At 68.8% G+C, this 14,415-nt stretch carries 11 protein-coding genes; 4 read left to right on the forward strand and 7 right to left on the reverse strand.

Annotation, left to right across the window (positions count from 1 at the left end; all coding sequences use genetic code 11):
* Nucleotides 1-63 precede the first annotated feature (63 nt).
* The 3 genes from ABN034_RS27085 to ABN034_RS27095 all read right to left on the reverse strand — a co-directional run bounded on the left by ABN034_RS27085 (nucleotide 64) and on the right by ABN034_RS27095 (nucleotide 4,917).
* Complete coding sequence (locus ABN034_RS27085) at nucleotides 64-867, reverse strand: ABC transporter permease (RefSeq protein WP_349693804.1); 804 nt, start codon at nucleotides 865-867, stop codon at nucleotides 64-66.
* Complete coding sequence (locus ABN034_RS27090; protein ID WP_349693805.1) at nucleotides 861-3,941, reverse strand: alpha/beta fold hydrolase; 3,081 nt, start codon at nucleotides 3,939-3,941, stop codon at nucleotides 861-863. The genes ABN034_RS27085 and ABN034_RS27090 overlap by 7 nt, the downstream gene beginning before the upstream one ends.
* Nucleotides 3,942-4,116: 175 nt before the next feature.
* On the reverse strand, nucleotides 4,117-4,917 hold the full coding sequence (locus ABN034_RS27095; RefSeq protein ID WP_349693806.1) for a class I SAM-dependent methyltransferase: 801 nt from the start codon (nucleotides 4,915-4,917) through the stop codon (nucleotides 4,117-4,119).
* Nucleotides 4,918-5,104: 187 nt separating this feature from the next.
* Between ABN034_RS27095 and ABN034_RS27100 the strand changes: the two genes are divergently transcribed.
* Nucleotides 5,105-6,913: a DUF429 domain-containing protein gene (locus ABN034_RS27100; RefSeq protein ID WP_349693807.1), complete on the forward strand. Its 1,809-nt coding sequence runs from the start codon at nucleotides 5,105-5,107 to the stop codon at nucleotides 6,911-6,913.
* A gap of 32 nt (nucleotides 6,914-6,945) precedes the next feature.
* On the opposite strand, the gene ABN034_RS27105 is transcribed toward ABN034_RS27100, so the two are convergent.
* Nucleotides 6,946-7,668, reverse strand: coding sequence for an HAD family hydrolase (locus tag ABN034_RS27105; protein WP_349693808.1), 723 nt, complete (start codon nucleotides 7,666-7,668; stop codon nucleotides 6,946-6,948).
* A gap of 144 nt (nucleotides 7,669-7,812) precedes the next feature.
* Between ABN034_RS27105 and ABN034_RS27110 the strand changes: the two genes are divergently transcribed.
* On the forward strand, nucleotides 7,813-8,565 hold the full coding sequence (locus ABN034_RS27110) for an SAM-dependent methyltransferase (protein ID WP_349693809.1): 753 nt from the start codon (nucleotides 7,813-7,815) through the stop codon (nucleotides 8,563-8,565).
* A 21-nt stretch (nucleotides 8,566-8,586) separates the two neighbouring features.
* On the opposite strand, the gene ABN034_RS27115 is transcribed toward ABN034_RS27110, so the two are convergent.
* Nucleotides 8,587-10,293, reverse strand: a complete 1,707-nt coding sequence (locus ABN034_RS27115) for a globin domain-containing protein (RefSeq protein ID WP_349693810.1) — start codon at nucleotides 10,291-10,293, stop codon at nucleotides 8,587-8,589.
* 299 nt (nucleotides 10,294-10,592) lie between these two features.
* Here ABN034_RS27115 and ABN034_RS27120 point away from each other — a divergent pair, with 299 nt between their 5' ends.
* Nucleotides 10,593-10,946 (forward strand): MmcQ/YjbR family DNA-binding protein, encoded by a 354-nt coding sequence (locus tag ABN034_RS27120; RefSeq protein ID WP_349693811.1) that lies wholly within the window; start codon nucleotides 10,593-10,595, stop codon nucleotides 10,944-10,946.
* A gap of 44 nt (nucleotides 10,947-10,990) precedes the next feature.
* On the opposite strand, the gene ABN034_RS27125 is transcribed toward ABN034_RS27120, so the two are convergent.
* Together ABN034_RS27125 and nuoF are read right to left on the reverse strand one after the other, a co-directional pair.
* A complete protein-coding gene (locus tag ABN034_RS27125; protein ID WP_349693812.1) occupies nucleotides 10,991-11,737 on the reverse strand; it encodes a phosphotransferase family protein in 747 nt (248 codons plus the stop codon).
* A gap of 69 nt (nucleotides 11,738-11,806) precedes the next feature.
* Nucleotides 11,807-13,105 (reverse strand): NADH-quinone oxidoreductase subunit NuoF, encoded by a 1,299-nt coding sequence (gene nuoF, locus ABN034_RS27130; protein ID WP_349693813.1) that lies wholly within the window; start codon nucleotides 13,103-13,105, stop codon nucleotides 11,807-11,809.
* 89 nt (nucleotides 13,106-13,194) lie between these two features.
* Here nuoF and trpB point away from each other — a divergent pair, with 89 nt between their 5' ends.
* Entirely contained in the window at nucleotides 13,195-14,409 is a 1,215-nt protein-coding gene (gene trpB / locus ABN034_RS27135; protein ID WP_502879100.1) for a tryptophan synthase subunit beta, read from the forward strand.
* The last annotated feature ends 6 nt before the right edge of the window (nucleotides 14,410-14,415 follow it).

Here is a 14,415-nt window from a genome sequence, read left to right on the forward strand (position 1 = left end):
ACGGGATCTACCGGGTGGTATCGAACATACGGGGCACAGCCAGGGCTCGAGCCCTTCGGCCGGTCAGGAGAGGATGTCCTTGCGCAGGAACGTCCACCATGCGCAGGCGAAGAAGATGGCCGAGTAGACGACGGTGGAGAACGCACCCTTCGCCATCCCGTCCAGTCGCACGGGATCCACGTACAGCCCGCTCCATTGACTCGCGTAGTGCATCGGCAGCAGGCTTCGGATCACGCCGAGGGCGTCGACCTGGTTAAGGATCTTCGAGACGATGATCACCATGACCGCGCCGCCCACAGCGGCCAGCGGAGCGTCCGTGGCGGTGGACAGCCAGAACGCCAGAGCGGCGACGAGAACCAGCGTCACGGCGAGGTAGCCAACCGTGCCGGCGATCCGCCACACCGCGTCAGCCCCGACGAGGTTGCCGCCGTACGGAGTACGCAGGGAACCCCACCCGAACGCGGCCCCGCCCACGCACATGGACGTGACGGCGAGGACCACGAGGGCGAGGGAGGACATCAGCAGGCTCACGACGAGTTTGACGCCAAGCAGGCGGGCCCTGGGTACCGGAACCGCGAGCAGGTACCGCAGGCTGCCGCAACTCGCCTCGTTGGCGACCGTGTCGCCACACACCAGAGCGACGATCACGGTCAGGAGGATGCCAGCCGCCGCGCCGAGGGTGAAGACGGTGAAGTTGCTGCCGCTGGCCGTCGCCAGCGCGGCGAAGGAGAGGGTGTCGTCCTGGTCGTTGCCACCGAGTTCGAACGCCGCGACCAGGACGACGGGCAGCGCCAGCGCGAGTCCGAGGGCGAGTTTGGTCCGCCGGAGCGACAGCTGCCGGCGGATCTCTGTCCGTACGGTCAGCATGGCGGTCCGCCCGTTCCGTCCCGCCCCGGAGCCGCGACACCCGCGCTCTGGTCACCGGACTCCTCGTCCGGAACGTGTGCGGCCCGCTGTTCCGGATGCTGCGCCACCAGGCCGAGGAAGACGTCTTCGAGTTTCTCGCGTGGAGCGACCCGCGACACGTCGACGCCCCCGGTCACGAGAGTCCGGACCAGCCGGGTGCGGGGCACCCCGTCCAGGTCGACGACGAGGCCGCCGTTGTGCCGCGCCACCGCACCCACCTCGAGCCCCGCGAGCAGCGTCTCGGCTCGGCTGACGTCGGTGACGTCCACGACGACCGAAGCCGCGCCGCCCACGATGTCGGCCACCGGTCCGGCGGCCTGCAGGCGGCCGAGGTGGAGGACGACGACATGCGTACACGTCTGTTCGACCTCGGCCAGCAGGTGGCTCGACACCAGCACCGACCGGCCGCCCTCGGCGTAGGTCTGCAGGACCCGGCGCAGTGCGGCGATCTGCGGCGGGTCCAGCCCGTCTGTCGGCTCGTCGAGAATGAGGAGGTCCGGCATGCCGAGCATGGCCTGGGCGATCCCCAGCCGCTGCTTCATCCCGTGGCTGTACTCCCTGACCTTCCGATCGACCGCGGCACCGAGACCGGCGATCTCCAGTACGTCGTCGAACTTGGCCTGCTCGCGCGGAAGGCCGGTGGCGTCCCAGAACAGTTCGAGGTTGGCACGTCCGGACAGGTGTGGAAGGAAGCCTGGACCTTCGACGAGCAGGCCCGTACGAGACAGGACGGAGGCGCCCGGCACGACGTCGCGACCGAACACCAGGACCCGGCCCCCGGAGGGCCGGATGAGTCCGGCGAGAATCCGCAGACAGGTGGTCTTGCCGGCACCGTTCGGTCCGAGCAGGCCGACGACCTCGCCTCGCCCGACAGTGAAGTCCACGTCGCGCAGGGCGTAGCGGTTGTTTCCGTACTTCTTGGATACCCCCCGCACCACCAGGGGCGTGTCGGCATGGACCGAGCAGACGCGGCTCGCCCGGCGCCGGGTTCGCCGCCGGGCGAGCAACCAGAGAGCCGCGGCAGTGACACTGAGCGCGGCGGCGAGGGCCATGGCGGCGTCCAGCCACGGCCCCGCAGTCATGCCGGAGGTCGTGGCCCGCACCTGCGGTAGCCGGATGGAGTTCCCCGCCAGGCCGACGACATAGGTCTGCGGCTCGGCGGGGCCGGCGTACGCCTGGTCGGCCGTCGCGACGGTGACGCGGATCCGGTGGCCGGGTTGGAAGCGGTGGACGACTCCGGGCAGGGTGACGTCGACGGGCCGGGCCTGGTCGAGCGAGGCGGGAAGGTTGTGCAGGCGGACGGGTGCCACCGCGCCGCCGGGCAGTTCGGTGAGGCCGTTCGGCGCCACGTCGTACACCTTGACGAAGAGCACCGCGTCCCCGGACCGCGACGCGGCGCGGACGCGGACCGTCGGCGAGCCCGTGACGTCGACCGGACCTGTCAGCGGGCCCGAGTCGTACGACACCGCCTGTCCAGGCACGTCGAGGGTGACGCGCGTGAGCAGGCGGCCGGCGACGGCGCCGAGCCCCGGCACCGACGACATCGCGGCCGGCGTTCCGGCCGGAGGGTTACTGATCTGGCCCGGGCCGCCGCGGAGCCGAACCACCCGCGCGGGCAGGTCGCCTGCGAGACCCGGGTAGGCGGACGGCGCGAGGAGGCCGAGCGCCCGCACGGAACCGCTCTCGTCATCGACGCCGGTGATTCGGGTGAACGCGAACGGGCGGACGGGCGGCGGTCCCGCGTCGTGCTGGTCGGCCGCGCCGAGGTAGTGGTCCAGCCAGACGAGGGTCGCCATCCGGACCCGCCACCGGTCGACGTCGGAGCCAGCGCCCGCGTCGTGGCCGCCGGAGTACCACATCGCGCAGATCGGGGTGCCGTTGGCACGGATGCCGGCCAGGTTGGCGTCGGCCTCGGCGAGCGGGAACAACGTGTCCTGGGTGCCCTGGACGAGCAGGGTCGGCGCGGTGATGCGGTCGAGAACGCCGGCGGGGCTCGACTTGTCGAGCAGCCGGATGGTCGCCGGGTCGGCCCGCCCCGTGAGGGCAGCCCGCTGGTACATCCGGCAGACCGTGGGCGCGAACCGCCCGCAGCCGGCGCTCCCGTCCGCCGCGGGCGTGGCCCCGCCAGTCGTGCGGAACACGCGGGACGCGCCAGCCCCGTTCGCTCCGTCCGGTCCGTTCGCTCCGTCCGCTCCTTGCGGTCCGTTCGGTCCGCTCGCTCCGTTCGGCATGGTCGAGGCCAGGCCGCCCGAGTCCGTCGACTGGTCCTCGCCGAGGTCGGGGGCGAGCTGGGGCAGCGAACCACGGTCACCGAGTCCGGATGCGTACAACCAGCCCGCCCACGCCCGCTTGAACACGCCGGCCTCGGGACCCTTGCCCGTCGACTCCGGGAACAGCGAGCGTCCCAGGTCGTTCCAGGTCGACTGCGGCACGACCGCGTCGACCCGTTGGTCATGTCCGGCGAGCAGGAGGGCGAGCGCACCGCCGTACGACGATCCGATGACGCCGACCCTCGGGTCGCCCGGAGAATCGCGGCGCACCTCGGGACGCTCGGCCAGTAGATCGAGCAGCGCACGGGCATCGGCGACCTCGTGGTCAGGACTGTTCAGGTGGATATGGCCGCCGGAGCGGCCGAAGCCCCGCGCCGTCCAGGTGAGCACCACGTAGCCCTCGTCGGCGAGGTCCAGAGCCTGGTCCTCCACGCTCGTCTTGGTACCGCCGAGGCCGTGCGCGAGAAGAATCGCAGGAGCGGGATCGTCCGGGCTCGCAGCCCGGGGAACGTACAGGCGCGTGTCCAACCGCACCGGCCGGTCGCGCCGCGGGCCGGACAAGACCGTGACCACAGCGTTCGTGATCACCGTTTTCGAGACCGCCGTGTTCGAGACCGCGGTGTTCGAGACCACGGTGTTCGAGACCGGCGTCGACGCAGGCGACTCGCCCGCCGGCAGGAAGAGACTCAGGCCGAGGCCGGTGACCGCGGTGGAGATGACGATCACCAGCGCCGTGGTGTGGATGCGCCGGCGTCGTGCGACCATCGGGCCACGGTAACCAGATACGGGAGAAGCGAGTAGTTTCGCTCATTTCGGCTACCGGCCCATTACTGACAGGGGTGGATCAGCCCAGCTTTCGGGATTTCCCAAGCCCAGTTGGGTCTTCCAGGCACAAGATCGCGCGTCGAGTAGCGATCCTCGGCCGCGCTCGCAGTCGCCGTCACGCCCGCCGGCCGACGGTCAGATAGCCAACGAAGGTGGCGGTCAGCTGGGGCCGTCCGAGCGTCTCCAGTCGGTGCCTCACGCGGGCCAGGAACTCCGTGCTTCGATCTTCGCCGAGTGCATGGGTGCCAGACTGCGAAGCCAGGTTGGCGAGGTAGTCCTCAGCGCTGTAGCGGACCTGGAAGGGGTAGCGCTGGCTCGCCACCTCCTCGAAGAGACTCCCCGCCTCGAGCGGGAGGTGCCGCGGGCCCAGCTGTTCGGGCGGAGGCGGCGGACAGCCCTCGAATCCCACGGCCCGGTAGTCCTCCTGCACGTCCGTCCAGAAGCGATCGGCGTCTACCGGCCGTGCCCACTGACACCCTGCCACGGCCAGGACACCTCCGGATCGCAAGTGCTCATAGGGCTTGGCGTAACGAAGGTGCGGGTCGATCCAGTGCAGGGAGTTGACCGCGACCACCGCATCAAACGGGGGACCTTGTGGCTGCCAGTCCTCAAATGGACAGGTGACCACTTCGGCAGCAGGGAATCCGGTCAGTCGGCGGCGGGCGATGGCCGCCAGCTCGGCACCCAGCTCCACAGCGGTGACGGCCAGCCCGCGCTCGGCGAGCGGCACCGTCGCCTGGCCGGTGCCACAGCCGACCTCGATCACCCGGTCCCCCGCCTCGAGCTTGCCCAGGTCCATGAGGTCATCGAACAACTGCGGCGGACAGACCGGCCTGGTGCGCTGGTAGTCCTCCGCCGCCCTGTCGAATCCGCCACGCAAGGTGTGCCGACTCGGGTCATCCTCCGTGCATCCCATGATCGCCCTCCGCGTCGTGTGCGCGAGCAACCTACTCGCCCGCGCTCGCCAGATTCCTCGACATCGCCCGACGAGCCTGCCCCCCACCTGACGGTCCCGAAAGTCAATGGAGCGTGGCACATGCGCCACAGTTCATGGAAACGCCCGACGGTGTGCATCGGACGCGCCGAGAGGGCAGGGTGTGCACATGTACTACGTCGGCGTCGACCTCGCGTGGGGTCAGGAGAGACAAAGCGGCCTTGCCGTCGTGGATTCCGACGGGCGGCTGGTCCATCTGTCCGCGCAGAAACGCGACGAGGCCATCGTGGGTGTCCTGAAGCCATACGTCGACCGCGACTGCCTTGTCGCGATCGACGCACCCCTTGTGGTGAAGAACTCCACGGGCAGCAGGCCGTGCGAGACGGCACTCAACCGCGACTTCGCCCGCTTCGACGCCGGCGCACACCCGTCCAACACCGGCAGGCGCGAGTTCGCGGAGCTTCCTCGCGGGGCGCGGTTGGCCGCCATCCTCGGTCTCGACATGGACCCGTCGTCTCGGTCGCGTCAGCGAGCGATCGAGGTCTACCCGCATCCCGCCACGGTGGCGCTGTTCCGACTGGGGCGGACGCTGAAGTACAAGCACAAGTCCGGCCGACCCCTCGCGCAGCTCCGGTCCGAACTGTTGCGACTCATGGTGTTGCTCGAAGGTCTCAGGGACTCATCTGTCCCTCTGGTCGTCGACGAGCACGACGCCTGGAAGGCGCTGGTCGCACAGGTCGAGTCGGCCGCCCGTAAGAGTGACCTGCGTCGAGCCGAGGACCAGATCGACGCGGTCGTGTGTGCGTACGTCGCGATGTTTGCCGAGCAACTGCCATGCATGATCACCGTCTATGGCGACTTCGCCACCGGCTACATCGTCACGCCGACCCTCCCGGAGGGACACCAGCCCGCACCCCGCGCGGCACGGGTTCATGAGCAGGCGGCCGAACCGACTGTGGTGCAGAAGGATCCGGTCCGGCGGGCAGTTCAGGCGTACGCAGCACTGCAGCCGACGCTACGTGCCGAGACCGACCGGCTGGTCGCCCATGTCACCACCCTCCTCGATGACGCCGGGATCAACTATCTCAGCGTGACCGGACGGGCGAAGAGTGTCTCGTCCTTCGCGGGCAAGGCCGATCGGAACGTCGCCGGCGAACCGCTCTACGCCGATCCTCTTAAGGAGATCACCGACCAGATCGGTATCCGTGTCATCACCTACGTGCACGGTGACGTCACGGCGGTCGCGGACCTGCTTCGTGATCAGTTCTTCGTCCTGGACGACCGGGACATGGGTCAGGAGACAGCGAGCGAGGGCCGTTTCGGCTACGCCAGCAGGCATCTGCTCGTCGCACTCGAGGCTGTCCGGGAACCGGATCCGTCGTACCACGCGCCTCGTGAGCGGCGTGCTCAGGTGCAGGTACGAACTGTTCTCCAGCACGCGTGGGCGGAGTTCGAGCACGCCATCCGTTACAAGGGCACGATTCCGGAAGAACATGTGCCGGACCTCAACCGGCGATTCACTCTCGCCGCCGGGCTCCTGGAGCTCGCCGACCGTGAGTTCTCCCTGATCCAGGACCGCTTACAGACAACGGCCACTGGCCAGCCGCCGGATCAGGACGTCGGCGACCCACGCATCAGCGCACAGGACCTCGCGACGTTCCTCGCCGGGCAGTACGCCGACGCCGGCTGGTCCCGAACCGACCACTACGCATGGGTTTCCGGGCTGCTGCTCGAGCTGGGGGTGACGTCGCTGGACGAGCTCGCCGCACTGCTGAGCTCAGTGGACAGCGCGGCCCTCAATGCGCGGATGGGATACCGGTATCCACCGGGTGCCGTACGCAGGCTCGACGACGCTCTGCTGGCAATCTTCGGCACCCGGTACCTCGAGCTGCACGGAAATGCGCACCGCACGACGTTGTTGCGGGCCCGCCTGGAGAAGTTGCGTACGCCCAAGGAGCAGCCAGACGTCGATCGTTAGCTGGCGCGTCCATCCCGTTGGGCCCCGTATGGTCAGGACGAGGTACGGGCTGCGGGCTGACTCGCTCGGATGGCGGCAGCGAGCGTCGCCATACTCTGGGTCACCGCGTTGGGTAGCGCGGCGAGCAGGGCCCTCCGCCGCGAGGGTGACCTGATGTAGCCAATACTCCGTACACCTGTGGCGTGTGCTACCTCGATGTCGGTCAGTGAGTCGCCGACGAGTACGCAGTCCGACGCAGGGGTGTCGAGGATCGCGAGCACGCGGCTCACCGGGTCAGGATGTGGCTTCATCAGGTCTGGCCGGATCGGCTTTCTCCCCACGACCGCGAGGACGAGGTGGCTGAGCCCATGGGCATCGAGGAATGCCTCGATGGCCGGCGCGGAGTTGTTGCTGACGATGCCAAGCGGACGACCGGCTTCGTGGCAGGCCAACATGGTGTCGGCCGCGTCGGGCGTCGGTAGCGCGTCGGCGACGGCGCGGAGTTCGGCCTCCCGGAGAAAGTCTTCGATCTCGGTCATCATGTCGGCCTGCCCGAGCTCGTACGCGTAACGCAGAATGCGCAGCGGGTTGGACGCATTGTTGACCTCATCCGGTGGCTCGATCTCATGGCCACGCAGGATCGCGCGCAGCTCGTCGGCGACCTCTGCATCTCGACCATGAGCGAAGACAGCGCAGATCGGGCCGTCGAAGTCGAGGAGGACACAGCGCGTCTTCGCAAGCACATGCACCAGAGCGCTGGGAATGGTCGTGGTCATGATGTCCACCCGATCGCCGTGCGGGCCCCAATGTCCTGTGCCAGATGCTGATCAGCTCACCCTACCCGTCACCCGTGAGGGAAAAGGCGGGAACGACGGATATCAGGTTGCCTGGCTGATCCGGCGCGGTCAGAGTTTCGTCCCATGGACGACGACGAACTCGCCACGCTGCTGGCCAACGAGCGCTACCCCCGGTCCGCTCGATATTCGATCCGCTGGATGGTCGACAATGCCATGGGACCGAACCCCGTCTGGCTGGCTGAAGCACTGACGCAGGTGATGCCGCTCGAAGCCGGCATGCGGGTTCTCGACATGGGATGCGGCACGGCCCTGACATCGATCTTCCTCGCCAAGGAGTTCGACGTCGAGGTGTGGGCGGCCGATCTGTGGGTCAAGCCCACGGACAACTGGTCCCGGGTGGCAGAAGCGGGTCTCCACGACCAGGTCCATCCCCTCCACGCCGAAGCCCACGCGTTGCCCTTTTCTGAGCGCTTCTTCGATGCCCTGGTCAGCATCGACGCTTACCACTACTTCGGGACCGACGATCTCTACATCGGCTACTACTCGCGGTTCGTCAAGCCAGGTGGCCAGATCGGAATCGTCGTCCCCGGCGTGGCCGAAGAGCCCGAGACATTTCCGCCGAGTCACCTCGAACGCTACTGGAAGTGGGACTTCTGCAGTTTCCACAGTCCTGCCTGGTGGCGACATCACTGGCAGAAGACCGGTCAGGTCAGCGTCGACGTGGCCGACTGGGTCACCGACGGTTGGCACGACTGGCTGCGATGGAACGTTGCCTGCGACCGCGACCGAGGAGAACCAGGCGAGGAGGCGGCGATGCTTCGCGAGGATGCCGGCCGGCTACTCGGCTTCACGCGGGTCGCTGCTCACCGCAGATGAGAAGGATCTTTTCGACCCTGGTCACCGCCGCCGCCGTCCGGACGTGAGCAGGCGTCGGACGGTCGCCTGCGGCACCGACGGCGCCGCCTTTTCCAGCCAGTCCAGCGGCGTACGCCCATGACTGTCACGGGCGTACGGGTCGGCTCCGTGCTCGAGAAGGACCTCGATGGTGTTCAGGAACCCAGCCTTGGTGGCGTAGTGCAGAGCTGTCGCGTTGAGGGCCCCGACGCCGGAGGTGCTTCCGGAGTCGCTCGTACGGCGATCATCGGCGCGGGCGCCGTGGCGCAGGAGCGCGCGGACGTACTCCGGATCGTCCTTGCGGCCCTGGTTTCCGGTACAACTGGAGCCGATCCACGAACCTGAGGAGTCGATCGACGCGCCCCGACCGGCAAGGAGCGGAGCGATTTCGGGATGCAGGACCCAGCGTCCGACGCCGATCCGGGTCGCGTCCGCCCCGTACGCCAGCAGCAGCTCGACCATCGCCACGTTGCCCATCGCGGCGGCAGCCCGCAATGCCCGCACGCCATCCGGGCGCGGGCGCGGGGCGTGGCCGAGGAGGAGCCGCAGCGCCTCGATCCACCCGCCCGCGACCGCATGGTCGACGGGTGTGATGTCGAGAACGTCCACCGCGGGATCCGTCGCCTGGGCGAGGTCCGGATCGGCCGCGAGCATCCGCGTGAGGGAGGAGAGGTCGCCGAGGAACGCGGCGGTGAAGACGTCCTCCCTCGCGCCGGCGGCAGTGAGGAGCGTCTCGACCGCGGAACGACGTTTCATCCGCGCCGCGCACAGCGGCGTCACGAACAGCACCCGCTCGAACGCCACACCCGTCACGCCCACCGGGAGGTAGTAGGGATGGTCCGCCCCGACGCCGCGATCCAGCAGCGTCCGGACGACCTCGGTACGCCCGGTCAGAGAGGCCGCCTGCATGATCGCCGCGGCGTACGTGGGACGCAGCAGATCCGGCGCCTCCACCAGGGCCGCGTCGACCCCGGCGACGTCACCGCGACGAGCGAGATCCCTCGCCCTCTTCACCGTACGGCCGCCGGACCCGCACCAGGCCACCTCCCGGGCGGCGCCGCTCGTTGCTTCGCCTCCTGCGCCCTGTCCATCCCGTCCGACCCCCCGTCCGGCAGGTCCTGCAGGTCTGGCCGGGGCCACCTGGTCGTTGACGAGAGCCAGAGCCAGCGAGCGGACCTGCGCGAAGATCGCCGAGCGGTCATCCTCCGCCGCGATCGTCGCCTCCATCGCCCGGCGGAAGTGCCCGAGCCATCTGCCGGCCAGCGCCGACGTGATCGGAAGGCTGTCGTGGCGGTGCCTCAGACCCGCGTGGGACTGCTCGCTGTAGCGACGGGGACCGCCCAGCCACTCGGCGAAGAAGAGCTTCTGCATCGACCGACCATCGGCGAGGTCGCGCGGGAACAAGGGTCGTAGGTGCTCGTCGCCGTCGAATCCGTCGTAGAGCAGGTCGACCAGTCTGTCGATCGCCGGCTGGCCGCCGATCCGGTCGAACAGATCAGTGCCTCGGAAGGGCCGGAAACCCGGCGGATGATCCAGCAGACTGCGGTGCGCGAGAGCCGGGTGAGAGGGAGGGGTCGCCCCAGGCACGTACGACTCCACGCTTGGGTCGCCGCCGCGCTCCAGGTGCGCGCGTAGTGCGGTCGTGTACTTCTCACCCTCGCGGGTCGCGGCGCGCGCCTTCCTCCCTGCGGTGGTCTGCTTCTTCGGCACGGCTGCATCCATTTCCGGCAGGACCCCACGCATCCCGCCGAACGAAGGCAGGCCAGCCAGACAGCGGTGATCCCGGGCCCCGAGAGACCTTGACCGGCGATGCCACCGTGGGCGTGGGCGCGGGTGGCGGCGGCGGACGGCGTACGGACCATGCCGTAGCCGGCACGATAACAACCGCTGTCAACACGCTGTCCATGCCTCTGCCTAGATGGCCAGTTCCGGGATGCGGGGAGCCGCGAGTCAGGCGACTCCCCTTGGAATCGGCCATCTAGGGTAGGAGCCGAAACGAGGAGCAGCCGATGACGCGCGATGATCTGCTGGCCTACTGCCTCGCCAAGCCCGGAGCTTGGCGGGACGAGCCGTGGGAGGGCGATGTCGTCGCCAAGGTCGGCAACAAGATCTTCGCGTTCCTGGGCGGTGACGCGGGGTCCTCGGTCGGAGTCAAGTGCGGCCCCAACCGGGAGGTCGCCGACGAGTGGCTGGTGCGCTACCCCGACGACGCGACGGTCATGGCCTACATCGGACGTTCGGGCTGGAACACGCTGGACGTCGGCGGGGCGATTCCCGAGGACGAGTTGCTCGAAGCGATCGACGCTTCGTATGACACGGTGGTCAGCAAGCTGCCCAGGAAAGAACGCCCCGCAAACGCCTGACGACACGCGGAGTATCCCTGACCACAACCGCCCGAGGGCTTGACCTACGCGCGCCGCCCGAACGCGGTGTACGCATGGCGCATCCCCAAACGGACACGTCGAGGCAGATGAAGTCGATCAGCCAAGCCGCGCAGCCGCCGCAGCACACTCTCCACCCGTTCGACTATTCCTCGCCCGTCGGCCCGTGCCGCTCCGGCCACCTGGCGGGGAATGAACTGCAACCAGCTGGGGCCGAAGGCCAGCAAGGCTCGGATGTCTGCGCGTGGGTCGATGTGCAGGCCCGCCTCGGCTTCGTACCGCCGCAGAAAGGCCTCCGCAGCCTCGGGCGAGAACAGCACAGCTAGCCCGAGCCGACACCTGCCGACGTCGACTTCGCGCTTGCCGCTGCCGGCGTAGGTCCAGTCGACCACGCCCGACAACCGCTCATCGACCCATAGGACGTTGAGGTGCAGGTAGTCGCCGTGCACGAGCACCTGCTGCCCTCCGGCTGGGGCGGCCGCTGCGGCTTCGGTCACAGCGCGGGCAAGCGCGGGGTCGCCGATCCAACCGCGATCGACCTCTTTGCAGAAGCCGTGAGGATCGGTCGGTTCCAGCCCGGTCGGCACGATGTCGTGGATGCGGACGAGCACGTTCGCCATCTGACGCACGGCACCGGGCAGATCCGATGGCTCGAACAGTGGCTCGCCAGGCAGCGCCGTCATCAACAGGCACGGCACGCCCGCTTGTTCGCCCGTGCGGTCAGCGGCCAAGAGTCGTGGCACCGGCAGATCGTGCTCGGCGAGCGCCGGCAATGCGGCCCTTCTACCGGCGGCGATCGTCACCCGGTTCCACGCCCGGCTCGCTCTCGCCTGGTCTCCGGCTCAGGGCTTTCGGAATAGTGTCGACGCGGCCGGGACGAACGGGCAGCCGCCGTTCGTCTGGTGCGCGATGTATTCGTCGCGGAAGTGCTTGATCGACGAAATGACCGGACCGGTCGCGAAGTCTGCGAGAGCACACAGCGATCGTCCGGCGAGGTTGTCGCACAGGTCGAGCACAGTGTCGAGGTCCTCCTCGCTCCCATCACCGTTCTCCAGCCGTTGGAGAATCTGAGTGAGCCAGTACGTGCCCTCACGGCACGGCGTGCACTTGCCGCACGACTCGTGTTTGTAGAACTCCATCCAGCGCAGCACGCAGCGAACGACACACACGGTCTCGTCGAACACCATCGGCGACCCGGTGCCGAACTGGGATCCGGCCGCGGCGACCGCGTCGTAGTCGAGCGGGACGTCGAGATGATCGGCTGTGAACATCGGTGTCGACGACCCACCCGGCGTCCAGAACTTCAGCCGATGCCCCTCGCGGACGCCCCCGGCAAACTCCAGCAGCTGACGCATCGTCGTGCCCAGGGCGGCTTCGTACTGACCGGGCCGCTGCACATGCCCCGACAGGGAGTAGATCACCGTGCCGCGGGCCTTCTCCGTTCCCCGACTCCGGAACTGCTCCACCCCGCCGCGAACGATCGACGGCACAGTCGCGATCGTGCAGACGTTGTTGACCACCGTCGGCGACGCGTAAAGCCCCTCCGCGGCGGGGAACGGCGGCCGCAGTCTCGGCTGTCCTCGACGGCCTTCAAGTGAGTCCAGCAGTGCGGTCTCCTCGCCACAGATGTACGCGCCCGCACCGGCATGGACGATCAGGTCGAGTTCGTACCCGGTGCCGAGAACATCGGTGCCCAGGTAGCTCTCCGCGTAGGCCTCGGCGACGGCGCGCTGCAACCGTCGTACGACATGGAGAACCTCGCCACGCACATAGACGAACGCCCACCGGGCCCGGATCGCGTAGGAGGAGATGATGACGCCCTCGACCAGCGTGTGAGGGCTGGCCATCATCAGCGGGATGTCCTTGCACGCTCCAGGCTCGGACTCGTCGGCGTTGACCACCAGGTAACGCGGCTTGTCACCGAGCGGCGCCAGCAAGCCCCACTTCATACCGGTCGGGAAACCTGCGCCACCACGACCTCGCAGGCCGGAGTCCTTCACCAGCTCGACGATGGCATCCGGGTCAAGTGTGACCGCCTTGCGCAGCGCGTCGTAACCGCCCTGGTCGACGTACGCGTCGTGCGTCCAGGCCCGGTCCTGGTCCCAGTTGGCGGTGAGAGCCGGCGCCAGCAAGGCCGTCATCCGCGTCTGACTGCCGCTGGACTTGCCAGCCACCTCCCATCTGTTCTATAACTGGAACGACAGTTCTATAACTTTGGTGAGGTGCGACCATGACGGGCGTTCTGGCGCGTACGCAGGAAGGCGAGAGGTTCGCGATGCGCGATCCCGGGCCAGCGGGGCGGTTTGGAGGCTTTGGCGGCCGCTGGGTGCCGGAGTCGCTGGTGCCGGCTTGCCAGGACGTGGCTGAAGCGTTCGCCGAGGCATGGGGCGAGCCGGGATTCCGGGGCAGCCTTACGCGGCTCCTGGCCGTGCACGTGGGTCGCCCCACGCCGGTGACACCGGCCGTACGCCTGTCGGCCGAGCTGGGTGTGACCGTCCTGCTCAAGCGTGAGGATCTGGCGCACACCGGCTCGCACAAGATCAACAACGTGCTGGGACAGGTGCTGCTCGCCCGGCGGATGGGCAAGAGGCGGCTGATCGCGGAGACGGGTGCCGGCATGCATGGTGTGGCCACCGCTACGGCGGGAGCGTTGCTGGGCTTGCCGGTCATGGTGTTCATGGGCGAGCGCGACATCGAGCGGCAGGCGCACAACGTCTTCCGGATGCGGCTGCTCGGCGCCGAGGTGGTCCCGGTTCGGGCGGGCAGCCGCACGCTCAAGGACGCGACCAGTGAAGCGATGCGCCACTGGGTGGGGGCGGCGGACGAGGCGTACTACTGCATGGGCTCGGTGACCGGGCCGCATCCCTACCCGTGGATGGTCCGGGAGTTCCAGCGCATCATTGGTGAGGAGGCCCGCGCCCAGTGCGCCGCCGAGCTGCCCACCGGCATCCCTGACTACGTGGTGGCGTGCGTGGGTGGTGGCTCCAACGCGGCCGGCACCTTCGCCGGATTCGCCGACACCGGCGCGCGGCTCGTGGGTGTCGAGGCGGTGGGCGGTGCCGGCGCGACCGGCGGCGAGGTCGGGATCCTGCACGGGACCCGGTCGCTGTTCCTGCAGGATGCTCACGGGCAGGTCCGGGAGGCGCACTCGATCGCGGCCGGGCTGGACTACCCCGGCGTTGGACCCGAGCACGCCCACCTCCGCGACATCGGCCGGGCCCGCTATGTCACCTCCGGCGACGATGACGCGATGGCGGCGGCGGTGCGGCTGGCCCGTACCGAGGGCATCGTGCCCGCTCTTGAGTCAGCGCATGCGGTGGCGTGGGTCCTGCGCGCCGCCGGGTCGGACGAGCTGCCGGGCGGATCGACCGTGCTGCTCACCCTTTCCGGCCGCGGTGACAAGGACGTCACCACCCTCATGACGCGTACGGGCGTGACCGCATGACCGAAC

This window comes from Actinopolymorpha sp. B11F2, assembly GCF_040195635.1.
In the GTDB taxonomy this organism is placed as follows: Bacteria; Actinomycetota; Actinomycetes; order Propionibacteriales; family Actinopolymorphaceae; genus Thermasporomyces.

What these genes read in the sequence shown, in the direction of transcription:
- trpB (WP_502879100.1), top strand. Translation starts at nt 13,195, where the DNA reads ATGACGGGCGTTCTGGCGCGTACGCAGGAAGGCGAGAGGTTCGCGATG.
- nuoF (WP_349693813.1), bottom strand. Translation starts at nt 13,105, where the DNA reads ATGACGGCCTTGCTGGCGCCGGCTCTCACCGCCAACTGGGACCAGGAC.
- ABN034_RS27100 (WP_349693807.1), top strand. Translation starts at nt 5,105, where the DNA reads ATGTACTACGTCGGCGTCGACCTCGCGTGGGGTCAGGAGAGACAAAGC.
- ABN034_RS27110 (WP_349693809.1), top strand. Translation starts at nt 7,813, where the DNA reads ATGGACGACGACGAACTCGCCACGCTGCTGGCCAACGAGCGCTACCCC.
- ABN034_RS27090 (WP_349693805.1), bottom strand. Translation starts at nt 3,941, where the DNA reads ATGGTCGCACGACGCCGGCGCATCCACACCACGGCGCTGGTGATCGTC.
- ABN034_RS27085 (WP_349693804.1), bottom strand. Translation starts at nt 867, where the DNA reads ATGCTGACCGTACGGACAGAGATCCGCCGGCAGCTGTCGCTCCGGCGG.
- ABN034_RS27095 (WP_349693806.1), bottom strand. Translation starts at nt 4,917, where the DNA reads ATGGGATGCACGGAGGATGACCCGAGTCGGCACACCTTGCGTGGCGGA.
- ABN034_RS27105 (WP_349693808.1), bottom strand. Translation starts at nt 7,668, where the DNA reads ATGACCACGACCATTCCCAGCGCTCTGGTGCATGTGCTTGCGAAGACG.
- ABN034_RS27120 (WP_349693811.1), top strand. Translation starts at nt 10,593, where the DNA reads ATGACGCGCGATGATCTGCTGGCCTACTGCCTCGCCAAGCCCGGAGCT.